The 25455-nt window shown below is 38.2% G+C and carries 21 protein-coding genes; 2 read left to right on the top strand and 19 right to left on the bottom strand.

The window, feature by feature from the left end; translation table 11 throughout:
* Window positions 1-159: 159 nt before the first annotated feature.
* The 10 genes from ACTFWY_RS08800 to pfkB all read right to left on the bottom strand — a co-directional run bounded on the left by ACTFWY_RS08800 (window position 160) and on the right by pfkB (window position 8179).
* A complete protein-coding gene (locus tag ACTFWY_RS08800; RefSeq protein WP_308052786.1) occupies window positions 160-804 on the bottom strand; it encodes a glucose-6-phosphate 1-dehydrogenase family protein in 645 nt (214 codons plus the stop codon).
* A 29-nt stretch (window positions 805-833) separates the two neighbouring features.
* Window positions 834-1574: a tRNA pseudouridine(38-40) synthase TruA gene (truA, locus tag ACTFWY_RS08795; RefSeq protein WP_003125859.1), complete on the bottom strand. Its 741-nt coding sequence runs from the start codon at window positions 1572-1574 to the stop codon at window positions 834-836.
* Between the two features lie 160 nt (window positions 1575-1734).
* Window positions 1735-2241: a DinB family protein gene (locus ACTFWY_RS08790; protein WP_003125858.1), complete on the bottom strand. Its 507-nt coding sequence runs from the start codon at window positions 2239-2241 to the stop codon at window positions 1735-1737.
* A 95-nt stretch (window positions 2242-2336) separates the two neighbouring features.
* Window positions 2337-2654, bottom strand: coding sequence for a carboxymuconolactone decarboxylase family protein (locus ACTFWY_RS08785; protein WP_005470766.1), 318 nt, complete (start codon window positions 2652-2654; stop codon window positions 2337-2339).
* Between the two features lie 13 nt (window positions 2655-2667).
* Window positions 2668-3081, bottom strand: coding sequence for a cupin domain-containing protein (locus ACTFWY_RS08780; RefSeq protein ID WP_005470765.1), 414 nt, complete (start codon window positions 3079-3081; stop codon window positions 2668-2670).
* Between the two features lie 151 nt (window positions 3082-3232).
* Window positions 3233-4114, bottom strand: a complete 882-nt coding sequence (locus ACTFWY_RS08775) for a LysR family transcriptional regulator (protein ID WP_311828283.1) — start codon at window positions 4112-4114, stop codon at window positions 3233-3235.
* A gap of 236 nt (window positions 4115-4350) precedes the next feature.
* Window positions 4351-5319: a tagatose-bisphosphate aldolase gene (gene lacD / locus ACTFWY_RS08770; RefSeq protein ID WP_103300981.1), complete on the bottom strand. Its 969-nt coding sequence runs from the start codon at window positions 5317-5319 to the stop codon at window positions 4351-4353.
* Window positions 5320-5338: 19 nt separating this feature from the next.
* The gene (locus ACTFWY_RS08765; protein WP_005470755.1) at window positions 5339-5794 is read right to left on the bottom strand and encodes a fructose PTS transporter subunit IIA; all 456 of its coding nucleotides are present in this window, start codon (window positions 5792-5794) and stop codon (window positions 5339-5341) included.
* A gap of 15 nt (window positions 5795-5809) precedes the next feature.
* Window positions 5810-7246, bottom strand: coding sequence for a PTS fructose transporter subunit IIC (locus ACTFWY_RS08760; RefSeq protein ID WP_439926833.1), 1437 nt, complete (start codon window positions 7244-7246; stop codon window positions 5810-5812).
* Window positions 7247-7249: 3 nt separating this feature from the next.
* The gene (gene pfkB / locus ACTFWY_RS08755) at window positions 7250-8179 is read right to left on the bottom strand and encodes a 1-phosphofructokinase (RefSeq protein ID WP_103300983.1); all 930 of its coding nucleotides are present in this window, start codon (window positions 8177-8179) and stop codon (window positions 7250-7252) included.
* 163 nt (window positions 8180-8342) lie between these two features.
* Between pfkB and ACTFWY_RS08750 the strand changes: the two genes are divergently transcribed.
* Window positions 8343-9101 (top strand): MurR/RpiR family transcriptional regulator, encoded by a 759-nt coding sequence (locus tag ACTFWY_RS08750; protein WP_003125844.1) that lies wholly within the window; start codon window positions 8343-8345, stop codon window positions 9099-9101.
* Window positions 9102-9550: 449 nt separating this feature from the next.
* Here ACTFWY_RS08750 and ACTFWY_RS08745 read toward each other — a convergent pair whose 3' ends face one another.
* From ACTFWY_RS08745 to ACTFWY_RS08730, 4 genes are all read right to left on the bottom strand, one after another.
* A complete protein-coding gene (locus ACTFWY_RS08745; RefSeq protein WP_311828280.1) occupies window positions 9551-10309 on the bottom strand; it encodes a TIM44-like domain-containing protein in 759 nt (252 codons plus the stop codon).
* 96 nt (window positions 10310-10405) lie between these two features.
* Entirely contained in the window at window positions 10406-11098 is a 693-nt protein-coding gene (locus tag ACTFWY_RS08740) for a DUF4767 domain-containing protein (RefSeq protein WP_423118703.1), read from the bottom strand.
* Between the two features lie 450 nt (window positions 11099-11548).
* Window positions 11549-13027 (bottom strand): glycoside hydrolase family 1 protein, encoded by a 1479-nt coding sequence (locus ACTFWY_RS08735; RefSeq protein WP_311828278.1) that lies wholly within the window; start codon window positions 13025-13027, stop codon window positions 11549-11551.
* 27 nt (window positions 13028-13054) lie between these two features.
* Window positions 13055-14926: a beta-glucoside-specific PTS transporter subunit IIABC gene (locus ACTFWY_RS08730; RefSeq protein WP_138371094.1), complete on the bottom strand. Its 1872-nt coding sequence runs from the start codon at window positions 14924-14926 to the stop codon at window positions 13055-13057.
* A 124-nt stretch (window positions 14927-15050) separates the two neighbouring features.
* Between ACTFWY_RS08730 and ACTFWY_RS08725 the strand changes: the two genes are divergently transcribed.
* On the top strand, window positions 15051-15872 hold the full coding sequence (locus tag ACTFWY_RS08725; protein ID WP_311828277.1) for a MurR/RpiR family transcriptional regulator: 822 nt from the start codon (window positions 15051-15053) through the stop codon (window positions 15870-15872).
* Window positions 15873-16154: 282 nt separating this feature from the next.
* Here the strand turns inward: ACTFWY_RS08725 and ACTFWY_RS08720 are convergent, their stop codons facing one another.
* The 5 genes from ACTFWY_RS08720 to ACTFWY_RS08700 form a co-directional block, all read right to left on the bottom strand.
* Window positions 16155-17003 carry an LEM-3-like GIY-YIG domain-containing protein gene (locus ACTFWY_RS08720; protein WP_113849403.1) on the bottom strand — a complete coding sequence of 283 codons (849 nt, stop codon included), beginning with the start codon at window positions 17001-17003 and terminating at the stop codon, window positions 16155-16157.
* Between the two features lie 283 nt (window positions 17004-17286).
* On the bottom strand, window positions 17287-18612 hold the full coding sequence (locus tag ACTFWY_RS08715; protein WP_129163075.1) for a restriction endonuclease subunit S: 1326 nt from the start codon (window positions 18610-18612) through the stop codon (window positions 17287-17289).
* Window positions 18609-20048 carry a class I SAM-dependent DNA methyltransferase gene (locus ACTFWY_RS08710; RefSeq protein ID WP_129163074.1) on the bottom strand — a complete coding sequence of 480 codons (1440 nt, stop codon included), beginning with the start codon at window positions 20046-20048 and terminating at the stop codon, window positions 18609-18611. The genes ACTFWY_RS08715 and ACTFWY_RS08710 overlap by 4 nt, the downstream gene beginning before the upstream one ends.
* Window positions 20049-20137: 89 nt before the next feature.
* A complete protein-coding gene (gene hsdR / locus ACTFWY_RS08705; RefSeq protein ID WP_318220522.1) occupies window positions 20138-23356 on the bottom strand; it encodes a type I restriction-modification system endonuclease in 3219 nt (1072 codons plus the stop codon).
* Window positions 23357-23817: 461 nt separating this feature from the next.
* A complete protein-coding gene (locus tag ACTFWY_RS08700) occupies window positions 23818-25455 on the bottom strand; it encodes a recombinase family protein (RefSeq protein ID WP_439926837.1) in 1638 nt (545 codons plus the stop codon).

Genomic DNA, 25455 nt, shown 5'->3' with positions numbered 1-25455 from the left:
CGCTTTCTGACCAAAGAAAAAATTCTCTAAATGACAAAAAAACCGAACAAATAGCGGTACAGACCATCAACATAGGAGGGTCTGAAATTTCTGTAGAACAGAAATCAGCTATCGTTCAGTTCGAGGTATTTTGCTGTTTGGTTATCTTAAGAGCATTGTTTATCTTGTTAGTGAAAAATACAATGGACTTAATTCTTCTAATGCTTCAGTCGTCAATCTCTCAACATCTTCGATGCTCTCTGATGGAAACCAAAGTTTGCCGATTTGAAAACTGCGTCCTTGCAGCTTTTCTTCAAGTTGTCTTTGTTTTTGCGGCTCTGAGAGGTATACAGCTAATGGGCAATGATCTTCTAGTTCATGTTCCACCTGTGGCCAAATATAATAATCAGCCAAATTTTTGTCTTTGCTCCATTCTTCAATCTGCCAGCGTAAGTCATTATAGGCTGCTAAACTCCCTGAACGTTGGCCACTTTTGTAATGTTGGAACATGAAATAGACTTGATATTGCTTTTGATTGATCAATGCAGCTAGGCAGGCATTTTGATTCGGATGTGCCTCATTCCGATAAGCACACCAAAAATGACTGCGCAAATTCCAACCATTCGTCCAACTCTCAACTTTCGGTTGAAGGTCTGCTGATACATTGGTTGCGACAGTCATTTGGATATGTTTCCATTTTTGCCAGCACATCTGATAATCCTCTTTCAGCCGCTGAATTGTTTCTGGTGGGTAGATGTCTTTGAGTTGTTTAAAGGCAAATACCTCACGATCGAATAAATCAAAATCTGCCTTAGCAAATTCCATAATGTCACCTTACTTTTAAGCTCTATTTTTTAGTGGTAGTAAACAGCATCTAGGAACAATCCTTGGGAAGGCACTGTCTCTCCGGCTGCTTTTCGGACTTGATTCGTAAATATCTCATCGATCGCCGAAATGTCCATTGTACCCGCACCAATCTCTAAAATCGTCCCGGTGATGATCCGTACCATTTTATAAAGAAAGCCATCTCCTTTAAAGCGAAAACGCAGCATATCTCCTTCTCTTGTGAGTGAGAGTTCCTCGATTGTACGAGTAGTGGATTTTTTGGTCTTTTTTAATGCAGAAAAGCCAATAAAATCATGAGTGCCAATAAACTTCTCACAAGCTGCTTGCATTTTGTCCCAATCAAGCTCTTGCGGACAATGAAAACTCCGATGACGTTCAAATACGGTTGGAATCGGACTATTCCAAACATAATAACTGTATTGTTTGCCGGTCGCATTGTAACGGGCATGGAACCGTTCAGAGGCTTCTGCGACCTCTTTGATGACGATGTCTTGAGGTAGGTAGCGATTCAGGAATTGCAACATTTTTTCGGGGGACAAATCGCTTGCTGTCTTGAAATTGGCGACTTGTCCTCTCGCATGCGTCCCTGCATCTGTACGTCCAGACCCGATGATTTCGATTTTTTCATTTGTCATTTGTGTCAAAATACTTTCAATTTTCTCTTGGATCGTTCGATCAGAATCGCCTAAACGTTGCCACCCCAGATAGCGCTTGCCATCATATTCAATCGTAAGTTTAATATTTCTCATTTATTTTAATTGCTCCTGTCATCAATGATTTACCCAAAAAAACGGGTTCCCTTGCTTATCATAAGGGAACCCGTCACCGGTGTAAATGCTCTAAAGAAGATTTTAGCGATATTTCAAGAAAACAGCCAAAGATTCAAATTTCTGATGTCATTAAAAACTTTTATTTCCCAATCACTAATCTCCTTGTATAGACTGCTTGGCCCGAATGCATGACTGCATCATCGACGATGGAGACGATCCGAGCTTGTCGTGTCACAGCTGGCGTCCAGTTCTCATCAATCACTTCTGATAAGCTAGTTTCATCAATAGACTGAAGGTAATTAACTGCTAACTCGACACTAGCGGAAAGATAATCCACTAATAGTTCTTTTTGATTAACGATTACCTTGGCGGCTTCTTCTGGTGTATGACGCCAATCTTCTGTATCGTCAGGCAAATCCAAAGCAAATCGCTTCGTCCAGTCCGCTAGCCAAAGCGGTTCTTGATCCGCTAATGCGGAAATCTGCAGATCGATTTCGCGAGCGGTATGCCAGATCAGCCAAGTGACTGACTTAATCAGTGGCTCCGGCATCGTGTTCGCTTCCGCGATACTCATTTGCGCCAACGTTTCTTCAAATCGTTCTTGGGCCCGTTGCAATGTCTCGATCGTCAATTGTGTTTCCTTCATGATACTCCCCCTCTTTAGTAAGTGCTTATCTTTACTCTACTACAGAAAAAGGGAGAAGCCAATGAATCAACTTGCTGGTAAAAAGGACTGAAAAATTATTCTTCCGCATAAATTTCTTTGGCTAAATTGAATGCCGACCATGCTTTAGGCCATCCGGCATAGAAAGCCAAGTGTGTGATCAATTCAACGATCTCTGCTTGAGTCACACCATTTTCTTTGGCGATTCGCAAATGAGCTTCTAATTGAGGCACACCTTGTGTCAAAAGGCTGGCAACAGTGATCAAACTACGATCTCTGGCGGACAATTCTTGTTCTCTAGACCACACTTCTCCGAATAATACGTCATCATTCAATGCCGCAAACTGAGGGGCGAAGTCACCTAACCGTTCACTTCCTGCTGTTTGTTTTTTCATTCTCATTGCCTCCTTATTTTTGTAACTGCTGATAGTCTTCCTCCGCCACAGCTTCGAGCCATTCAGGCGTTCCGGCAGTAATAGCCAGATGTTCAAACCAACTATCTTTTGCTGCGCCATGCCAATGCTTGATGCCATCATGGGTGACGACAATATCTCCTGCTGTCAAAAATTGGGCTGGTTTTCCTTCTTCTTGATACCAGCCTTCACCACCAGTAATCAGCAAAATCTGATAACCATCATGATGAATATGCCAATTGTTGCGGCAACCTGGCTCAAAAGTTACATTCCCAACGCCAACATTGACCGAGGGGTCTGCAACTAAAGTGTTTAAATAGCTTTGTCCAACAAAGTATTGGGCATACGCTTCATTTTTTGCGCCACTTGGGAAAATCACGCCATCTTTTACCTCTTCAAATTTTGCCATTGCTTGTCTCCTCCTTGCATACCTCTTTGTCTGATACCATTGTGCCATTTTGTCAGCTTTCACAATCAATAAAGCGGCAATCCTTTCAATAACTTACAAGTTCATGTTACTGCTTGATCCACATAACGTCCAATACTTGTTAAGCTGATTTCTATGCTTGCAAAGCATGCTTGAATTTCTTCAAAAATGTTTGGACTGTCGGCGCCAAAATCGTCTCTTTCCTCCATACCAGAATACAGTTCGTTTCCAGAGGTGGCGAAAAGGGGATGAATTTTGTTTGGTTTTCTCGATGATGAATCGCTCCAGCAATTGCTAAAGCAGCACCAACATTGTTTTCGACCAATAAAAGGACATTAAAAATCAAATTGTATCTCCCGACGATCGTCAACTCTTCTTCAACGAACCCGCCCCACGTGCAAAACATTTCCAAAACTTCTTTACGACTCGAACAAATCAACGGTGTGGTGAGGATGTCTGCAGGTGAGATACTGCTTTGATCAGCCAGCGGGTGTTCATTTGCAACAAAAAGCCCCCAGACTTCTTTCTTAGGCAATGTCAGCCGATTGTATTGATCCGTCGTTGCAGGATCAATCAAAATCGCCACATCAAGCAAGCCTTTATCAAGTTTTTCCAGAATATCATTACTAGTTCCGCTAAAAATAGTAAAAGACACTTGGGGGTGATCAGTAACCATTTCTTCGATGATTTGTGTGAGCAAATAGGAGTTTTCTGCTTCCACACAACCAATCGCAATTTGTCCATTCAGAATCGTCTCCTGATAATTGAACAATTCTTGTTCTGTTTTCTGATTCAATTCAAGAATTTCTTCTGCGCGCTTTTTTAAAAACAGACCTGCTTCTGTTAAATAAAGTTTCTTATTTTGGCGCACAAACAATTCTGTGTGCAAACGCTCTTCAAACTCTCGAATTTGTCTGCTTAAAGTGGGTTGCGTAATGTTCAGCTTTTTAGCTGCTTGGGTAATATTTTGTTCCTCGGCTATTGCTAGAAAATACTTTAATACACGAGTTTCCATCGAAAACTCCTTTCTTCTATGACACAACATTTTTCCTACTGTTATCTCAGATTTTCGGGAAAAGAACGCATCCTTATTTATCTGTAACAACGAATACTAGCTTTATTCTACCACCTAACTAGAAATTCTTGACCGCTATTCGTTTGGTTCATCCAAACAAAAAGGCCCTTCATTCACTGAAGAGAACGAAGGAACCGATAGAATTGATTTTCAGTTGTTTCTAAAGGACGTTTTTATTACAAGTGAATCGGTGTAGCAGTCTTTTGCAGAACATTGTTTAGCGCTTCAATATTTGTACGTCCTTGGGTCTGCAGCCACTCTTTCGCCGCACCTTCTCCCTGAGTCACAAAAGGCTCTACACCGTTTGCCCAGGTTGCTCGTCCACAAAGTACGCCATTGAATTTTGAGCCGGATGTTTTGGCAAACTTCAACGTTTCTTGGAACAACTCAGCTGAAACCCCTGCACTCAAGAAAATATAGGGCAGATCCGTTGCTTCCGCTTGCTCTTTGAAATAAACCGCCGCTTCTTCTTTAGTATAAGCAGCTTCCTCCGCATAGCCCTCTACATAGTTCATATTCACAGGGACTTCCACTTTTAAGACATCAACGCCATAGTATGCTTGCGAAAATTCTCGCATCATATCGTTTACTTTATGAGGTTTTTTCAAAGCATATTCTTTCGAAGTGGTGTCTGGGATAGCAGCATCATAAGAAACCAGTTCTAAGAAAAATGGTAGATTTTCAGCAAGGCATTCCGAACCAATCCGTTCGATAAATGCCTTCTTTTGATCATTGATCTCGTCAGGTTCGTCCACATCATAATAGAGCAAAAACTTACAAGCATCCGCGCCATTTTCTTTTAGCCGTTTCACAGACCAGTTGGACAAAAGATCAGGCAAACGACCCGGAGTTGAAGCATCATAACCGGTTTTCTCGTAGGCTAACAATAATCCAGCTTGTTCATCCCGAACTTGGGCTGCTGGCAATCCGTACTCTGGATCTAGTAAAATTGCTGAGGCATAGGGCGTCAACTCGGCTGACACGATTTTTTTGAAGGCACTGATTTGCTCTGTCGTGACTGAATGGTCTTGGAATCTGCCAATCATTTTTTTCAAAGCCCCTCGTTGATCAATGGCTAAAGCACTAATAATGCCATTTTCATTACATAGCTGTTGGATATATGCTTGCTTATTTGATAATGTCATGCTTTCACTACTTCCTTTTTTAGTTTTCTGCCAGTTTTCCATTTAAAATTTCGGCAATTTCATCAGGAGACTGTGCTTGCTTCAAACAATTTGTCACCTCTTTATGCATCAAAAGCCGTGCCACTTGAGACAATAGTTTCAAATGAGTCGTTCCCGCTTCTGAATCAGGTATAAAAAGAGCAATAATAAAATCAGTTCCTTCCCCATCCAAACTTTTCCAATCGATTTTGCTATTTAATTGGACGATGATGACATTGGCTTCTTCGATACTGTGATCTTTCGCATGAGGGATAGCAAATCCATCCATCATCCCCGTTGTACTCTCCTCTTCTCTTGTTAGCAATTTTCTATAAACAGCAGCTTGATCACTGCTGATGCCTAGAGTAACTGCTTGTGCTGCAAGGAAGGTCATTATTTCGTCTTGTGTCACAAAATCTCGCTTCATAAAAATGTGGTCTGTTTTGATCAACGTCATTTGTCTTCCTCTTTTCTATTCTTTCGCTGTTTCTTTCCATTCATCAGCTGAAACTTCTGCTTCACGTTTTTGTACACTGCGTTTTTGGATGAACCCTAAAATCACTCCACCTATGATCGAGCCAAGTAAAATCGAACCTACCCAAGCAATTTTCCCCGTGACAACCGGCAATACTAAGAAGCCGCCATGAGGAGCAGGAACTTGGACTCCAAACATATAGGTCAAAACCGCTGCGATCGATGAACCCAACATCATCGTAGGCAGAACACGCAGAGGATCTTTGGCTGCAAAGGGAATCGCCCCTTCAGTAATATGCGTTGATCCTAAAATAAAGTTGACTAGCCCTGCATTGCGGTCGTTCGTATCAAAATATTTCCCCAAAAATAAGACAGCAAATCCCGTAATCAATGGTGGCGCGATACATGCCGCAGAAACACCTGCCATAAAGGTATGGTTTCCTTGAGCTAACAATGCCGTTCCCGTAACGTAAGCGGCTTTATTGACGGGACCGCCCATATCAAATGCGGACATACAGCCAACAATGATGCCTAAAATCAATGGATTCGAATTCTGGAATCCTGCCAAGAAATCCATCATACCTTGATTGATCGCCTCCATCGGGCTTGCTAACAAAGACATCACCACACCAATGACTAAAACACCAATCACTGGATATAAGAAAATAGCCTTCAATCCATCTAATTGTTTCGGTAATCCTTTCATGACTTTTTGCAAGAACAGAATAAAGTACCCAGCTAAGAATCCAGCAAAGATCCCGCCTAGAAAACCAGCGCCACCAGCATTGGCCAACAAGCCGCCGACAAATCCCACCACCAAACCAGGTCGTTTAGCAATCCCTTCAGCAATGTAAGCCGCTAAAATAGGGACCATCATTCCCATTGCCGTATCCCCAATTCCTTTTAACATCGCTGATGTCGGATTATAGGTGGGATCATTAGGATCAAAAGAGTAGACACCCCAGATTGCGAATGAGACGGCGATGATCACGCCCCCTGCTACGACAAATGGCAGCATATGAGAAACACCATTCATCAGATTTTTATAAATACTATGTCCGATTCCAGCAGCCATTCCCCCATCTGCTTGCTCCAATGCATCGACCGTCTTGTTTTCTGCAATCAGCGACCCTCTCAATGCTTCTTCAATTAGCTGATCGGCATCTTTGATTCCTTTGCTGACCGGAACATTGATCACGCGTTTTCCCGCAAAACGTTCCGCTTGGACATCTTTATCTGCAGCAATAATGACCGCATCCGCATTTTTTATCTCTTCTGGCGTTAACTGGTTTTCTATCCCCACTTGTCCATGAGTCTCTACTTTAATAGCTATTCCTTTGCGTTTGGCGGCTTGTTCCAACGCTTCTTGTGCCATATAGGTATGGGCGATCCCAGTGGGACAGCCCGTTGCAGCAACAATCTTGTAAGTTGTCATTTTTTATTCGCTCCTTCTTTTGATTTCAATTTGTTCTTCCAACTCTGCAACATCCGAAAAATCAGTTAATCCCTTACGAAAAGCGGTTGAACTGCCAGCAGCTAATCCTTTCTTCAAATTGACATCCAGCGGCTCACCTGTTAAATACCCTGCAAGAAATGTTCCTAGCAACGTATCTCCGGCACATGCTGTATTCACTACTTTGCCTTTAGGAGAGTTTCCAGAGTAGACCGTATCTTTCGTCAAAAGAAGGCCGCCTTCTCCTCCCAAAGAGAGCAGCACATTTTGCGCACCACTAGCCACCAATCGTTTTGCGTAGTCGATATAGCCTTTGCGATCATTGATTTCGGTCTGATACCATGCTTGCAGCTCTTCTTCATTGGGCTTTAACAAGAAGGGCTGATAAGGCAGACATTCCAACACCTCTGAATAACTTGAATCAATAATCAGATTCACTTGCTTTTCAAAGCAAATACGACTGATTGCTATAAGAATTTTGGGCGAGACACCTTGTGGCATACTCCCAGATACACAAAGATAGTCACCAGCTTGCAAATGTCTAACTTGGTCTAGCAAAAGATTGATCTGCTTTTTTGAAATTTCAGGTCCCTTATTCACAAGTTTGTACTCCTTATTATCGCGATTTACATGCGTAAAAACGTTGATTCGCGTAAATCCCGGAACGGGAATAAAATCGGTCTGAATCGCTTGTTGATGCAAGTAGTCCTCAATATAATTACCAGTAAAACCAGCTTTGAAACCCAATGCTGTACTATCGATACCAAGTTTTTTCATGATCAATGAGACATTGACCCCTTTTCCATTGGCTTGGATATCATCATCCTTTGCGCGATTCACTTGAAATGGTTTCATCTCATCTGTTTCGATAAAAAGATCGATCGCTAGATTTAACGTACATGTATAAACAGCCATTTGCGCCCCTCCTTTCCTACAAACCTATTATGGATCACTACTTGATGTAAATGTTTTCATAAATAAACAAAACCGCTGAAAACTTTTACAAGAAATACTTCATGACCTTGAAGTAGGTGAATCTTTCGATTTACAATAAAGACTAGCTGAAGGGAGGCAGAACATGGATACAAAATTAAGTGAGTCAGAGCAATACCTGTGGGATTTTATTCAAAGTCATATCCTTGAGATTCCGTCTTGCTCCATTATAAAATTAAGTGAATATGCAAACGTTTCAACGGCGACTGTTGTTCGTACCATGAAGAAAAAAGGATACGAGGGGTTTACTGCTTTCAAGCATTCACTAAAAGAAAAAGATAATACCAATATCAATTTTGCAGCGCTTGATAAGGTGGACGAAGGGATAAAGACGGCGATTCTAAAGAATGAACAAGAAGTGATCCGCACGATCAATATGGTGGAAAGCGGCAATATCGAAGACGCGATCCAACGAATCAAAGCTGCTAGACGAATCATGATTTTTGCTCGTGGATTTTCTGAACTGATTGCTCAAGAAATGATGGTCAAATTTCAGCTTACTGGCAAATACTGTGAGATGCATACCGATCCCAACATCATTAAGAACATCAGTAAGAAACTATCGAAGGAAGATATCGTGATCTTCGTTTCTTTAAATGGTGAAACCAAAGAATTGATCACCGCAGCTGAAAACTGTTATGAAGCGGAGATCGGTACCATTCTGCTGACAGCCAATCGGCACTCTAGCTTAATGGCGCATATCGAAATTCCTTTTGTTGGCTTCAAATCAGAAGGCTCCTTCTTTCCAGACTATGAAGTTCGTTCAAGACTGCCCCTCTCGATCCTTGCTAGAATCTTGCTCGACGCGTATGCGCTGCGGACTGCAGAATCAAAGAGGCACTGATATCTTGAGAAAATCATAACCGGTAAGGAAACTGTAGTTGATTTGAGATTTTTCAAAATGAAATGATTCACGCTGAACGCATTGTTTTTGCAGTTATTCATATAGAATTCGATACTCGTCAAACGATGGGGTTCTTTGATTTTTATCCAGTTAAATTTGCTTATATTTTTTTCGTCAAAAAATGATCATCCGAAAAAAAATCTTTCGATTTGATAAAGCGGTTCGTAACCGTCTATCTGATCGAAAGATTTTTTTGAACTGTTTGCGTATAGAAATGCTTCCTTTATTCCGCCTCCTGATTATCGTCGGTACGAAACGTCAGGCATTAGGAGTCAGCAGCTTTACTGGATAACTTAACTCGAATAACTAAAACCTAAAACTTAGTAGAATGTTTCATCGTATGCATGAATTTAACCCAACAACTACGACTATCACCAGCCCGCTCTTGCTTAATCCAAATCAATTGGTTGAATAAAATCAACCTGCCATTTCCTCTCTTTCTCAGAATAGTTAAAATACCATAGTTGAGAAAAAGATTGTTTTCGATGTTTCTTTCCTGAGAGGATCTGCTTACTCACCCGGTCTTCCACATAATCGCAGCAACTGAAATCAATCCGAATGGAGAAGCTGTCTGCACGAAGTTGTCGATAATTTTCCACTTGATGTAGGATGACTTTCTTTGTATGATTTTTTATACCATCCTCTTTATTCTGTTGCAATACTTGACTGTGTTCCAACAATAGTTTGTCAGTATAGTGTCTGCTTGCTTTTTCAAGTGCTTCTTGATCCCAAGCGGTTTGGATCGCAAAAAAAGTCTGTTGGATTTCGTCAAGCAGTTTTTTCTTTTCCTTTTTATTACCAGGAATTTGAGCGAATAAATCATTCCTTCTGGTTCGTTGGTCTTTTTTTCGTTTAACCAAAGAGAGAATCGCGGCTCCGCCTACTGACGCCCCAACCAAAACATAATTTTCTATAACTGATGATGAACCATAGGGGCTATAATATCCATACCCTCGTCTTCCCCAAGAAGCTCTGGAATAATGATCCGAATAGTCATCAAATGTAGTGACACCGCCAAAGCCGCCACCGGATCCGCCACGACTGGTCGAACCACCGCCGTGTCCCCCAGCAACTGCCATTCCCTGCACTGGCAGAGCAAACAAAAAGAATAAACTAAGTAAAAAAGCCATAAAGTAGTGTTTCTTCATTGAATACCCTCTTTTGTCTGACTCAGAAAGCCCGACAATTTTTTCAAAATCTTTTTCATGCCATTCAGTTCCAAGTGTTCTTCATCTTAGCACTGTTTAACGATTGGCAAGCTGAATAAATGCATTTTTCAATGATTCATTCGCTGTCTCTTTAAAATACAGATAATTGTTTTGATTTCCTTGATTTTGTTGTGTGATTAGAACTTTTGGCTGCTTTTGCTGGAAGCCAAAGAAATAGAGATGCCCTCCAGCTGGTGTAGCATGGTCGATGTCCGAATAGATTGCCACGATCTGAAAATCGGCTTGTCCCTCACCATTTTCTGACCACTCCACTGAGACGGGCGTTTGATTAATGACGGTTGTCCATTTACCATCAAAAATATCTTGAGGTACTTGGAGACCATAGTAATTTGCTTGCACATGGTCGTCATAGCTTCGATATTGCTGCCCCATTTCTTGTCCCCAACTCTGCATAAACGTCGCAAGCTCTGCAGACTTGGAAGCCTCCCACAAAACGTGTGTCACTGGTTGATTGGTTTGTGCAGTATTCGTGGAAGCTTGTGGTTGTGCGCTTTGCTCATTTGACGATTGTTGTTCAGATGATTCAGTGGTCCTGCTTTTAGACGCTTCGGTACTCGTAGCGTTAGCTGATTTGGTTGAAGTTGATTGAGACGTGCTTGACTCCGTTGTCACGACTTTTTCTGTAGAAGATGTTTCCTCTGTTTTATTTGCGGAACAGCCAGCCAAAAAAAGCAGGAGTCCCATCGTTGTTACTAGCATTTTTTTCATTTATTAAACCACCCTTAAGGAGTATTCAGTGTACATATAGTAGCAGACCATATACTAAATGCTTACTAAATTTTTACGAAGTTTTTTCTCACAACTTCCTCATACATGAGATTGATAAATAACATTACATGGCATTGGTATGGATTTAGAACTGCGAAGGTTACTTTTAGGACCATAAAAATAAAAAAACAGTTTAGTGTAGTTGTTTTGAAAACATTGAATCCTTTGCGCTTTTCTTCGCAAGTTTGCTTGAATATTTCAACTAATGACAAAATGCTCGTTTGTTCCCTAAGAGTTGCGGTTCGCCTTTTTTGATGCCTTTGGTCGACTAGCTATTTTTCCCAGCTTTGCAATAAAATAGTCCAACCATCGAATCAAGATGATTGGACCTTTTGACGCAAGTTGACTTTCCAAACAACTTTGCTCTCAATTTTTTTTGATGTTTAATCCTTAACTATTTTCTTCATATAGAGAAGCTCCATCGCTCGCAATCACCTGTTTGTACCAGTAAAAGCTATCCTTTTTAAACCGATCATAGGTTCCGTTCCCTTCATCATCCGCATCCACATAGATAAATCCATATCGTTTTGACATTTGAGAAGTCGACGCACTTACTAAGTCAATACATCCCCACGTAGTATAACCCATTACTTCAACGCCTTCTCTGATGGCTTCATTGACCGCTTTAAAATGGTCTTCAAAATACTTTATGCGATAATCATCATGCACTTTTCCATCTTCAAACGCATCAAAAGCACCAATCCCGCTTTCAACAATGAACAGAGGCATTCTATAACGATCGTACATGTCGATTAATGCAATTTTCAATCCTGTTGGATCTACTTGCCAACCCCAATCACTTGTATCAAGATAAGGATTCTTCACACTGGTGACTAAATTTCCGCCAACTTTTTCCCGATCTTCTTCATCTTCTGTTTTAATCATAGACATATAATAACTAAAAGAGACAAAGTCCACTGTGTGTTGCTGAATGATTTCCTCATCCCCTTCCAACATTTCAATAGTAAAATTATTCTCTCTCCAATAATTTTTGACAAAAGTCGGATACGTTCCAAAAACCTGCACATCAGAAAAAAAGTAGTTCTCCCGATTATGTTGTTGGGCTAGCATCACGTCCACTGGATTTGAGGTTAACGGATAAGCTAAAGCTCTTGTAACCATGCACCCCACCTGCGCATTAGGAATGATTTGATGGGCATATTTAGTCGCTAGGGAACTAGCTACAAACTGATGATGTAGCGCTTGATAAATGGCCTCTTCAGCTTCTTTTTTTGTTTTGTACTTTTCTTCCACCACTCCCATCGTAGTGAAGGGATGTCTAAAGACGCTATCGATTTCATTGAAAGTCAGCCAATTGGTCACGTAATGTCCAAAATTTTCAAAACAAGTTTTACTAAATCGAACAAACATGTCGATCACCTCTCGGGAAACCCAGCCGTCATATTCATTGACTAAATATAATGGCATTTCATAATGAGACAATGTGACTAGAGGTTCAATCCCATTCTTCTTCATCTCTTTGAATAAGCCCACGTAAAAATCGATCCCAGCTTGATTCGGTTCACTTTCAATCCCATTGGGGTATAATCTTGTCCATGCGATAGATACCCTTAAGCATTTCAGGCCCATTTCTTTAAATAATGCCAGGTCTTCTTTGTAACGATGATAAAAATCGATTCCTCGTCTTTTCGGAAATAACTTATCGTTTTTTGACTGCATGGCTTCCTCAATTTGTTCAGGAGACACGTGCCATTGACTGATATAATCTGTCCTATCTACATCGGGTTTGTACATTGCGACATCTGCTACCGACATCCCTTTTCCATCAACGTTCCAGGCCCCTTCTACTTGATTCGCTGCAATTGCTCCGCCCCAAAGAAAGTTCTTAGGAAAATAGCTTTTATTCATTCGATTACCTCTTTCAGATTGTTGTTTTTATGCTAACATTTCTGTTTGTATCGTTTTTTTTCCAGTGAAAGTTTGGATGATTTTACCCTTAGAGTCGATAATGTCTACCTCATCAAGATCATCCAAATTGGTTACTACAAGGATCGTGGTTGGATCATAGCCTTCAGACTGGATGCCTTCAATATCCACACTTCCGATTCTTTGCCCCTTTTGGATGTCATCGCCTGCTTTAACAGCTAAATCAAAATAGTTGCCGTTTAATTCAACGGTATTGATGCCAATATGAATCAATACTTCTACACCAGATGTTGACTTTAATCCAATCGCATGTTTTGTAGGAAAAACCAGTTCGACCTTTCCACTAAATGGTGCTTTAATTACGCCATCAGTTGGTATTACAGCAAATCCGTCACCCATCGTTTTTTCTGAAAACACTGGATCGTTGACTTTTTCTAACTCAATCACTTCCCCATCCAATGGTAAACTGATTGTATTGACTTGACCTTCTGTTTCTTCATTACTTGATGAAGATTCTTCTCCCAGTCCAAAAGCAAAAGTTAAAATTGCTGACAGGAAGAAAGCAAGAGCGATTCCGATGAGGTAATAAACAAAGGTATCACCCAAAAAGGCTGGTAACGTTGTTAATGCTGGAAAAACATAGACAATCGCCTTTGTCTGCATTGCTCCCATGAAAGCTCCAGCAATTCCACCTGCGATTGTTTGGGCAATCAATGGTTTTTTATATTTTACCGACAAGCCATAGACGATGGGTTCAGTTATCCCACCAAGTAAAGCTGGTACAATCGCAGATAGCGAGAGCACTTTAACATTTTTATCTTTGCTTCTTAAAAATACGCCTAACGCCACACCTGCACTTGCAAAAGTGGCAGCCGCAACCATAGGTCGAATAACGTCATAACCATAGACTGCAAGATTATTGATCATGATTGGCACAACACCCCAATGAATGCCAATCATTACCAAGAAAGTCCATCCTGCCCCAATAATCAAACCAGCCAGTAACCCACTGCGGTCACTGATAAAGTTCATAGCGCTTCCAATCCCATCCCCTAATGTAACGCCGATTGGTCCAACAACTAGCACTGTTAGCGGAACCATAATAAGAAGGGCAACCATTGGCAACAAAAAAATTTCTAAACTCTTTGGAATCATTCGCTTTAGCAGCGTTTCTAACTTTGAATAGAGGTAAATGGAAATAATCGCAGGAATGACAGTTCCAGAATACCCCATTAAAATTGCTGGAATACCTAAGAAATCAACCGTTACACCATTTTCTGTGACTAATGCTGTGAAATTAGGCTCTAAAAGTGCTGCTACAATTGCTAATGAAATAAATTGATTTGTTCTAAACACTCTGGCCGCACTAAAAGCCAAAAATAACGGTAAGAAGAAAAATACACTATTGCCGGCTGCTGAAAGAATCTTATAGGTACTTCCATCTGCTGACATAAAATGATATGTCGTTAAAACCACTAACAAGGCTTTAATCATTCCTGCCCCAGCTAAAGGCATAATAATCGGATTAAAAATGGAAGACAGTGTATTAAAGAAGCGGATGAAGATATTTCCAGATCGGTCATCATCTAATGCTTCCGACTCGTCTGATCCCAAGGCGCTTTTAATGTCATAGTTAGCCATGATCGTTTTATAGACATCTTCCACTTCATTTCCAATAACGACTTGGTACTGATTATTTGCTTCGACGACGGACAAGACACCGGGAATCTTCTTAATTTCATCGGTATTTTTTTGTGCAATACTTTCATCTTTTAACTTGAATCTCAATCTAGTGATACAGTGATAAAGACTAATGATATTCTCTGTTCCACCAACATAATCAATAATACTTTTGGAAAGAGCACTATAATTTTTCCCCATTGTTACAACTCCTATCAATTTTGTTTATGTTTGTTATAATACATGTGTAATATACAATTTTTTCAACATATTAAATGAAAATTTCGTTTTTTGGAAACTCTTTCACAGATAGGAGCTAGTATTTATGGGACCCTTAATTATTAGACTATTGACTGTTCTTAACAATGAAACAACTTCTTCTACCTACTACCATATCGCTCAGACACTTTTGAATAACTATAGCATTATCGATAAATCAAGTATCTCTGGTATAGCTACTTTATGCACTGTCTCTAAATCAACCATTTCAAAATTTGCTCGTTCCATCGGATTTGAAGATTATTATGAATTAAAAAAATCCTCAACCTTTGCTGAAAATAAATACCATTTCGACTTAAATTACATTTCAAATATTATCAATCCAATTGAAAAAAATGGTTATGATGATTATTTAAATGCCATCATTAAAGATATTAGTGCGTTCAAACAGCAAAGCAACATGAGAAGTATTGATGAGTTAGCAAAATGTCTGACTACCTATAATAAAGTAGGTGCTTTTGGACTGCTATTTTCCGAATCAGCAGCCATTGATTTTCAATACAAATTGGCTTATGCGGGAAAGTTTATTATTACTTATCAAAGTGATCTCAAACAAATCGAATTCATAGAACAAGCCGATGAAGAGACACTATTGATTATTTTTTCTAACTCTGGCGGTTTTTTACAGCGACAACAACTTAGAGATGATATACCCTACAGAAATGTATTTGAAAACACAAAAGCCAAGATTTTCGTAATCACAGCAAATGAAGAGGTTCGTAACTATCGTTTCGTTCATGATGTTATTCTTTTCCCTCATGAGACTATTTTTCAAACCCATTCTTTTATCTATCAAATCATTATGGATATCATCGTTAGTAAATATCGACAGTATCTTGAACCTCCAACAATCTCTCCCAAACAATAATATCCTACGAATGAAATTGACAAAAGAACTGCTAGTGATGAGAAACCTTTCATTAGCAGTTCTTTTTGAGGTTTTATTTTTTAATTAGGAAGAAGTAGTCATCTACCATTATTAGCAAATATGCCGGCAATACTTTTCCAATGTATTTCTTCTCAATTGCAACTTCCATCTAACTATTGTCTATAAGGTTTTCTTTTTTAGAAAAATCAATTATCAGCATTTTTGTTATTTAAGTTATCCCGTCATATCATTTTAGTGTTGGGCTTTTCTTGAAACACTTTTCTAATGATTAATATATGCAATTGCACTTCCACTACCAAATTTAATCTCCGGCAACGATCGTTTGTATAAATTCAGCTCTCTTAACGTATCATCTCTTTGAGAGAGTGCACGAAACGCATAGCGTGTCCGTCCGTTTTCGTTTTTCTTCGATTCTGAATATTGAGAGGAGACTTTATATGCAGCAACAACCGCATTATCTGCTCCAGTATTAATCGCTATAATGTAGCGAATCCGATGAATTTTATCACGACCAATTACCCAATTACCTAGCGTACGAGATTTTAAATTATGATCATCACGAAATTTGTCGTCAATCGGATATTCATCTGACTCATCTTTACAAAGTTCAAAAGCATCTCTCACTTTTACTGCTAAGACCAACTCATCCGTTGCTATTTGATTTACAGGTATGGGTTGAAATCCATATCGCTCTTCTACCTCTTCCACTAGCATTGGCTTAGAACCATGTCCTTTTACTAAATTCGTCAAAGAGAGTCCTTGAATCAGTTGAGCATAATTAATCAACGCATTTTCACTAGCGTAAGCTTCATTCTCAGTTAATCCATAGCTAAGTATATAACTCAATGGTTGCAGATTCATTCCGTTTATTTCTTGGATAGTTTTTATTTTTAATGTTCTAGCTGATTCATCTTCTTCAAAATAATCAGATTGACTTAACATACTTAGAGCCGCTTGACGATGTGCAAAAATACGGTTACCTTTGCCTTTCCCAATATAAAAAGTCTGGTTGTTTCTAGGATCAACCAAACAATAAACATAGTAAGGATGTTGCTCATCTTTTTGCAACGCAGCTAAAGTAGATGCAGAAAAATGGTTAAGTTCACTCATTTGTTACTCCTCTGTTTTACTATTTTTTCTTTCGTGGAGAAAACACCCTCACTTATGATAAGGCGCTGCGTATCATGAGTGAATGATATTAGAAAAACTTCATAAAATAAATTTTTTATAGATTTCCACTTCTAGATGGTCATTCATATCAGAAGAAACAAACTATTTTTTTACTGTCGTAATAATATTAAAACACTAGAACAAATCAATTAAATTCCATAAAATATAAATAATAGACCTAGCATCATCTGGTATAAAATGGATGTTAGGTCTATTATATTCATTAAAAATCTATTCTTTTAATTGATTCTCTTATCATTTCGATTTTAGCGACAATCCTTTTTTGTTCTTTTAAAGGAGGAAGAGGAACATTAATTGTTCTAACCGTTTGAGAGTTTATAGCTTTGAAAGTGGTTCCTGTCGATAAAGATAACAAATAACTTTTTTGTGTTTGTAAATAATTATATAAAAATAACAATTCTATACCATTTTCAGGCACAAAGGCTGCTAAGCCTCTACCAATCACAATTTTTCGGTCTATAAGGTTCACATCACCTACTGGGGCCCTTACAGACATTATTATTGCTGGCGGATTAATAACTTTATTAGGTGACGTAGTATAAACCCCAGACTGCTCTACATACATAGAACTAAAAAAAGTTTTTCCCTGATGAAATTCAAATCCATTTCCCTCATTGTTTACATTTGAACTTTTAGGAGCTTGTCCCATAGTTATAGTACTAATATCTCTAATACTTACCCATTCCCAACTATCAGGAATTTTATAAGAAATTTCTTCTTTACTAATTTCAGGTAATGGCTTTTCTTTCTTGATTTTTTTATCCTTTATTAACTGCTCTTTTTCTTTCTTGATTTTATCAAGCAATACTGATGCTGGTTCATCTGTTGGATTTTGTGGAACAAGCTTACCACACATTGCTAAATCAAGAACCTTTTTGTCTAATTGTTCAGCTAATTGTTTGAATTCCAGTTGGTTTGATTCGATTATATCGATTAAAGCGAATAGTTCTTCAATTTTAGCGACAATCCGTTTTTGTTCTTCTAATGGAGGAAAAGGTACTTTCATTTGTTCCATTTTTCTTTTAGTGATATGAACCATTGTTGAACCTGTTGTATTTTTTTTAACCTTTTTAGCATTATCTAATAAAAAATAGTACATAAACTTTTTTGATTCCTCAAAACGCAAGGAAATTTTCCAGATGTGATAATGGTAAATCGCCTTGCCACCATTCCAAATACGTGGACCGAAAGAGGCAGACCATGCATAAATTAAATCACCATTATCAATATACTTATTACTATCTAAATTCAAATCTGAGTAATACCATTGAGAATTAGTAAATAAATTTCCAACTCTTAAAACTGGCGTAAGTCTTTCATTACTTAATAACTCATTTTTTTTATAAGCTCTACCGTTAAGTAAAGTGGCTACATTACTTAGACTAGTCAAAACCCAATTTTGAGGAAGATAACCCTGTTTTTCTGTTTCAAAAATATCTGTCTTTTCTTTGGTTAAGTCTGGTACAACAAGCTTTCCACGCATTGCTAAATCAAGTATTTTTTCCCGTAGTGCTTTTGTGTTAATCATTCCACTACATCTCCTAAAAGTTCTTGTAACTTCGCAACTGATTCAGAAATAGCAACTGATTTTTGTTCCATTAAATCTAAGAGTTCTGAGACAGAATAATCAGGACCTTCTTTTTCTTCTTCCATCCAGAAAATATCTAAGCTGGTATTTGCACGTTTTTCTATTTCTTCAATCGAGTATTTGCGCCAACGTCCATTAGGATTATCTGCACTATATGTTTCTTTACGTTTCGAAAAATCGCCTATTTGATAACATTCAATAAATTCTTCAAAATCTTTTTCGCTCAGAGGATTACGTTTCCCAAATGAGCGCATATTACTGCGCATATCGTAAACCCATGTTTCTTTCGTATTGTCTTTTTCTGTCGCACCACGTGTAAAGAATAGTACGTTTGTTTGTACTCCTTGAGCGTAGAAGATGCCAGTTGGCAAGCGTAAAATAGTATGCAAATTACATTTATTTAACAAATCTTTACGAATTGATTCGCCCACACCATCAGCAAATAACACATTGTCTGGCACAACAACTGCTGCCCGAGCTTTTCCATTTGTCTTCAGCGAATTATATATCGTTTGTAAAAAATTCAATTGCTTATTAGAGGTTTCATACGTTAAATCATCTCTTGTAGCACGTTCGCCGCCTTTTTTTGTCCCAAATGGTGGATTAGTCAACACAACATCAAAATCTTTCATCCACTTTCCATTTGAAGATAAAGAATCCCCTTGATCTAAACGTCCTTCAATATCATGTAAAAGTGCATTCATCAAAGCTAGCCGATGGGTATTTTGTACCAGTTCCATACCGGACAAGGCTTCTGTTTTTTGGAACTTAAATTGTTCAGGACTCAAATCAAAAAAGTCATCATATTTTTCTTTTAGATAGTGGTCAGCGGCAATCATAAATCCAAAAGTTCCAGCTGCCGGATCATTTAATCGCTCACCAAGTTCTGGATGCATTAATTTCACCATTACATCAATCAACACTCGAGGTGTAAAATATTGTCCAGCACCTGATTTGGTTTCATTGGCATTTTTCTCCAATAATCCTTCATACAAATCACCTAGACCTTCTTGTTTTGCTGAATACCAGTCTAGTTTATCAATATCCTTAATAATCTTTTCTAAATTAGCTGGCTCATCAATATGAGTCGCTGCATCTGCATAAATCATATTTAACCGCTTGTCCTTAGTAACCTTAGAATTACCTAAATCTAATAACAATTGTTTGTAAAAAGTTTTTAGTTCAATCCCTTCTTTGCTCGTTAAATCATCCCAACGGTACCCATTAGGAATAACATCTTCTGTATTTTGTTCTTTCATCATTTTTAAAAATAGTAGATAGGTTAATTCAGTTACATAATTTTGATAACTGATCCCATCATCACGTAAAACATTTGCCATATTCCAAAGTTTGGCAACAATTTCTGTATTTGTCATTATTTTCCTCCTGAATATCCTAAAAAAGATACAAATTCAACAGACCCATTATAACAAAAAGAGTCATCTAATTGATGACTCTAAGAAAATTAAGCATATAAATTTTCATTAATCGTTTCTACGATCGAATTGGTTTGATCACCAAACACGGCTTTCATTCGTTTGTATCCTCCGTTTTGTTGAAAAACTCCCGCATCATCAAAAGCAGTTTGAGCATCCGGTCCTAAGACAGGTTGCTGTAACAGTTGTTCTTCAATTCGCTTCAACCATTTTTCTTGCATCGGTGTCCAATCAGCTGCTCCATAAACTTTATGCATTGCATTTTTGATTCTAGCCTCGTGATCAACTAATGGACTGCCTAATGCCGCTTGTCGAATAAAACTAATAATATCTGCAGCAATATATTCATTCTTTGCATTTTTCCAGGCAGTTTGTAAAGAGGTTTCATCATAGCGTTTTTCTCTGAGTTTTAACTCGATTGTACGCAAATCCTCTCGTGTTAGGTCTTTAGGACGATTAACCACAATTTGTAGTGCAGGTATCAAATTGATGTTTTCACGAACAAATGTATTAAAGCTGTTTAAATAGTCACTCGGCTTTTCATTTCCTTCACCATATCCTCGTTCCACAAACAATAACTCATCCGGCGCTTCTGAAATATACATTGTTTGCTCACTTGTCTTATACTCTGCCATTCGCTGAATATTTTCTGATTGCATCTCAAGTTCTTTTTTGCTCATCATTTTAATACTTTGTAACCATTGATCAAGAGATTCAACCTGATTCAACTCACTGATTTCCACTTTGGCTTTTTCTGATAAACATTGTTTTCTTCGTTGTAACTTGGCAATTAACTCTGCTTTATAGAAACCAAATGCTTCATCATTTTCCGCATTAATAGTTGCATCATAGATATCCATAGCCGCTTGATTTGGTTTAGCTACTAAAGGCTTCATATCAGTAATCTCTTGTAATGTATCATACAAATGTACCGCATCATAGACTTTAAAAGAGGTTTTCCCAATGTCTGGACATAAACGAGTTGCGCGCCCCAACATTTGATCGTACAAAATTCGTGATCGAACTCTTCGTAAAAATACTAAGTTACTAATTTCCGGCACATCAATTCCTGTTGTCAATAGATCAACTGTCACAACAATTTTGGGATATTTTTCGTTTTTGAATCGTTTAATCTCTTTATTAGGATGTCGAATATAACCTGTAATTTTCACGATTGCATCATCATCGACAGGAATACCAATTTTTTCATAAGCTTCTTTCAGCAAACGTACAACCATATCTGCATGACTATCGTTAGCCGCAAAAATTAGCGTTTTCCCATTTTCCTCCGGATCTATATGTTCAGCTAAACTAGATAGAATCACTCTGTTAAAAGATTCTGTAATAACTTTTTTATTAAAAGCTGTCACATCAAAATTTAGTTCATCTTCCAACAAGGCTTTATCAATATTTTGTGTTTCTGGATCCCATAAAGTAACTTCTTGGCCTTCATTAAATCTTATTCCATTTTTTGAAAGCTCTGTTTCAAATTTATATGGAGGGTCATGATCCACTAAATAACCATCAACCACAGCGTCCGTATAAGTATACGTGTAAATTGGCTTCCCAAATATTTCAGTAGTATGAAGTGCTGGAGTAGCTGTTAAACCTAAAACAGATGCATCAAAGTAGTCGATAACTCTACGATATTGACTGATATATTCTTTTTCATTGAAATAAGTAATTTCTTCTTCAGATATGGTTTTATCTTCAGTATAACCTCGGTGTGCCTCATCAACAACAATAAAATCATAAGTACCAACTGACGGAATATTTTCTCCTTCCTCTTGATAAAACAAGCGCCGTACCATTCCTTGAACTGTTGCGATTTGAATTTTTGTAGTATCTTCAGGTTTAATATCAGAAACTTCTTTAACATCGTAAATATCGGATAATGATAGATTCTCAACTTTTGTATCTTTTAATGCATCTGCTACTTGTTTTCCAAGAGAGGTACGGTCTACTAAAAATAGAATTCGTCGTACTCGCTTTGATTTAATCAATCGATACATTAAAGACAATGCCGTTCTTGTTTTACCAGTTCCTGTCGCCATAGCTAACAACATTCGACGTTGATCACTTTCGATAGCTTTTTCAACTGCTTGAACAGCTTCGATCTGATAATAACGATTAGCAAAATCTGGATATTGCTTATCTTCACTTAACTCCTTATTCGCTGTAATTTCATCAACTTCAAGTTTTTTTCTTAAATCTTCTGGCGAATGCCAGCTCTCTAAAGCATAAGATGCTTTTTTTGGAGTTCTAGCATCCCAAAACCAAATACCTGATTTTTCAGCTAATTGTTTTAAGTAAGGACGCCCATTTGTTGAATAAACAAATGGTGCTTTATACTCCAATTGTTCATTTACTAAATTAATTCCATCTAATACTTGCACATCACGAGCGTATTCTTTGGACTGTACCAAGTCTCCTGCAATATCTTTCCCGTAAGGTTTTGCTTCAACGATTCCCACCAACATCAATCCGTCAAATAAAGCATAATCCGCATATCCAGTCCCGCATTTCCACTCAGCAATTGCCATTTTTCTATTTTTTTCAGGCATTGTTTTTTTACATTTGTAATTTAGCTCATCTGTATTAGCTTCCCATCCTGCATTCCGAAGCTGCTCATCAATTAAAATGCGTGTTTGTTTTTCATTCGGTGGATAATTTTGCGCATATCTTTTAGAACGATATCGTCGCGCCTTTCTATTCTCTTTATCGTCTTCAACTGGATAAATCCTCACTTTTTCAAGTTGCTCTTTAAATCTTTCTTCTTGTTCTTGAAGTTGCTGTTCAAGTATACGAATTCTTTCGGCTTGTTCTTTTTCATTATCAATTGGAACAATAAACTTAGGCGAATTAAAATCGTATGAAACATAGACTTCCATAAACCAACAGCTTATATAAAATGCCATCTGTAACATATTGATTGCTTCACTAGTAGTCCCATAACTTCCATCATGAGCCGCTTTGTTTCCAGTTTTTCGAATCATGTGAAAAACATTCACCAACTCGTCAGGCAAAACATCTTTATTTTGCAAAGTATTTAATTTCTCAACTTGGCTATTTAGCCCCCAAGGATCGATACCCTCTAATTTAAAAATTGCATCCGTCATTTTTTCAGCTAGTGATCTTATCTTAACAATTGCAGCATTCGGATCACGATAAATGCTCTGTTCTGCACTTTCTCCTAGATTTTTAAATAGTTCCCATTCAACTGTAAAATACGAAAAATTTGTTTTCAACAACTACACCTCCACAAAAAAATTTTAATTATCTTGATACAATAATAGTTTCAAATCTGAATATTGTATTTTATAAGGAAAGAAATTTTTAATTAATGATGATATCACTTGAATAACACGTGTATCAAACAACTATCATTTGCTTTTTTTTTAGAACCAAACCCCTTCATCAGAAGTTTTTATGTTTAAATTACTAATTTTTACTCTATTCAAGAAAGTAACATTTGATAGTGAAGATTTTTAATGCTCATCCACTTTCTTGTTATCCAGTTAATTGAAAAACTTCTTTTTCTTTATAAGTATAGTCTCCTTTATTTTAGCATATCAATTCATTAAGAAAAGACAAAAAGAGATTTATTTGTTATCTTTTGAGTTACGAACCTCCCTAACGACTCCTCTAACGATTTCAAATCGCTAGAGAAGCGTTAGCGCCCCTCTAACGTTGTTTGATATAACCTAGACTAGATCGTTAACGTAAAGGGTGTTTTTAACACAAAAATAGCCGTATCCTTTGTTTTGGATACGGCTATTTGATATTGCTCATTCAATTGTTGTACCACGGCAGGCGTGAATTTCATCGTAATTTCCAACATCTCCTTATGGTTAGGATCAAAGGTTATTTTCTCAATAAAGGTACGATACAAGGCTTTGATTTGCTTCTTCTCACTCTGGGCAAGAAAACGATCCAAACTAGTCAATATCCGTTGGACATCTTTGACTTGAATCGGCTCTCCTTGTTGTTGAAAGATCCCTAAGATTTCATTTTCTCGAATGTGCAACTGTCGTCGTTTTTCAGTCAATTCGTCTAAGCGGTCTTTTAACATCGGAAACAATTCAGGACTATCTTCCAAAGCAGCTTCCCATTTTTCAATTTTAGTCTTCAATTCTTCCTTTCGTTCCAGTAACACCACGAGTTCTTGTTCCAATGGTTGGCTTTGTCGCACTATTTCTTCATTTAACGCTGCCACCAATCGGGGAAGAACTTCTGGTAGCTGAACGATCTCCTTTAATCGGTCGGCGACAAATGTCTCCGCTTGCTCGGCACGAATCGAATTGGCATGACACACACTTGCTCCTTTATTCCGAAAGACTGAACAAGAATAATATCGAATCCGTTTCTTTGTGCCATCTTTTAGGGTATTTGTGACATTACTCGCTGCCATCGGTGCCCCACATTCTGGACAACGTAACAACCCCGTCAATACATTTTCACCTGTATGGTTCCATTTGGGTTGTTTTCCTTCTAAAGCAAAGCGTTCTTGTACTTTTTGATAATCTTCTTCCGAAATAATCGGTTCATGGGTTCCTTTCACTAAAATCGGTTTCGGATTCTTTCCTTTCCGTCGTTTGGTTTCCCAATTGATGTAGCGCGCATATTCTAAATACCCTGCATAAATTTTATTGCGTAAGATATCTTTCACTGCCGTGGTAGAAAAAGCATTCTTTTTGACTGTTTGATATCCTTGACGATTCAAAAAATTGGCAATCGCTCGATACCCTGCTCCGCCTAAATATTTTGCATAGATCAGACGAACAATTTTCGCCTCTTCTGGTTCAATGACCAATTGTTTTTGACCATTCGCGTCAATACCGCTGACATAGCCTAAACGTCGTCCTCCTGCATAACGCTTTTTATCTTTCACTAAGCTTTGCATTGACATCTGAACATTCTCCGCAATTTGGTTGCGTTCAAATTCACCGAAACTCCCAAGGAGTTGTAACATTAGTTTTCCTGTCGAAGTAGTCACGTCAAATTGTTCCGAGATCGAATGTAACCCCACATCATATCGCAACAGTTCCTCGACGGTTTGTAAGACATCTAACATATTGCGTCCGAGACGGGTCAATTTCCAAATCACTAGTAGATCAAAACGATGGTTCCGAGCATCGTTCATCATTCGTTGATAGGCGAACCGATTTTTTGTGGATTTCCCACTAATCCCTTCATCGGCATAAACTTCTACCACTTCATAGCCCATCCGTTCGGCAAACTGTCGTCCATTTTGTTCTTGTGCTTGAATACTATGTCCTTCTAAAGCTTGTTCTTGGGTACTCACCCGAATATACAATGCGACTCGTTTGGTTGGTCTCGTTTCCAT

The sequence above is a fragment of the Enterococcus sp. 125944 genome (genome assembly GCF_051909435.1).
GTDB lineage: Bacteria > Bacillota > Bacilli > Lactobacillales > Enterococcaceae > Enterococcus_D > Enterococcus_D gallinarum.
The sequence above is the reverse complement of the archived record's forward strand: the minus strand, read 5'-3'. Positions and strand labels throughout refer to the sequence as shown.

Excerpts from the sequence above, each read along its gene's own strand:
- ACTFWY_RS08800 (WP_308052786.1), bottom strand. The coding sequence starts at position 804 with ATGGAATTTGCTAAGGCAGATTTTGATTTATTCGATCGTGAGGTATTT.
- truA (WP_003125859.1), bottom strand. The coding sequence starts at position 1,574 with ATGAGAAATATTAAACTTACGATTGAATATGATGGCAAGCGCTATCTG.
- ACTFWY_RS08790 (WP_003125858.1), bottom strand. The coding sequence starts at position 2,241 with ATGAAGGAAACACAATTGACGATCGAGACATTGCAACGGGCCCAAGAA.
- ACTFWY_RS08785 (WP_005470766.1), bottom strand. The coding sequence starts at position 2,654 with ATGAAAAAACAAACAGCAGGAAGTGAACGGTTAGGTGACTTCGCCCCT.
- ACTFWY_RS08780 (WP_005470765.1), bottom strand. The coding sequence starts at position 3,081 with ATGGCAAAATTTGAAGAGGTAAAAGATGGCGTGATTTTCCCAAGTGGC.
- ACTFWY_RS08775 (WP_311828283.1), bottom strand. The coding sequence starts at position 4,114 with ATGGAAACTCGTGTATTAAAGTATTTTCTAGCAATAGCCGAGGAACAA.
- lacD (WP_103300981.1), bottom strand. The coding sequence starts at position 5,319 with ATGACATTATCAAATAAGCAAGCATATATCCAACAGCTATGTAATGAA.
- ACTFWY_RS08765 (WP_005470755.1), bottom strand. The coding sequence starts at position 5,794 with ATGACGTTGATCAAAACAGACCACATTTTTATGAAGCGAGATTTTGTG.
- ACTFWY_RS08760 (WP_439926833.1), bottom strand. The coding sequence starts at position 7,246 with ATGACAACTTACAAGATTGTTGCTGCAACGGGCTGTCCCACTGGGATC.
- pfkB (WP_103300983.1), bottom strand. The coding sequence starts at position 8,179 with ATGGCTGTTTATACATGTACGTTAAATCTAGCGATCGATCTTTTTATC.
- ACTFWY_RS08750 (WP_003125844.1), top strand. The coding sequence starts at position 8,343 with ATGGATACAAAATTAAGTGAGTCAGAGCAATACCTGTGGGATTTTATT.
- ACTFWY_RS08745 (WP_311828280.1), bottom strand. The coding sequence starts at position 10,309 with ATGAAGAAACACTACTTTATGGCTTTTTTACTTAGTTTATTCTTTTTG.
- ACTFWY_RS08740 (WP_423118703.1), bottom strand. The coding sequence starts at position 11,098 with ATGAAAAAAATGCTAGTAACAACGATGGGACTCCTGCTTTTTTTGGCT.
- ACTFWY_RS08735 (WP_311828278.1), bottom strand. The coding sequence starts at position 13,027 with ATGAATAAAAGCTATTTTCCTAAGAACTTTCTTTGGGGCGGAGCAATT.
- ACTFWY_RS08730 (WP_138371094.1), bottom strand. The coding sequence starts at position 14,926 with ATGGGGAAAAATTATAGTGCTCTTTCCAAAAGTATTATTGATTATGTT.
- ACTFWY_RS08725 (WP_311828277.1), top strand. The coding sequence starts at position 15,051 with ATGGGACCCTTAATTATTAGACTATTGACTGTTCTTAACAATGAAACA.
- ACTFWY_RS08720 (WP_113849403.1), bottom strand. The coding sequence starts at position 17,003 with ATGAGTGAACTTAACCATTTTTCTGCATCTACTTTAGCTGCGTTGCAA.
- ACTFWY_RS08715 (WP_129163075.1), bottom strand. The coding sequence starts at position 18,612 with ATGATTAACACAAAAGCACTACGGGAAAAAATACTTGATTTAGCAATG.
- ACTFWY_RS08710 (WP_129163074.1), bottom strand. The coding sequence starts at position 20,048 with ATGACAAATACAGAAATTGTTGCCAAACTTTGGAATATGGCAAATGTT.
- ACTFWY_RS08700 (WP_439926837.1), bottom strand. The coding sequence starts at position 25,455 with ATGGAAACGAGACCAACCAAACGAGTCGCATTGTATATTCGGGTGAGT.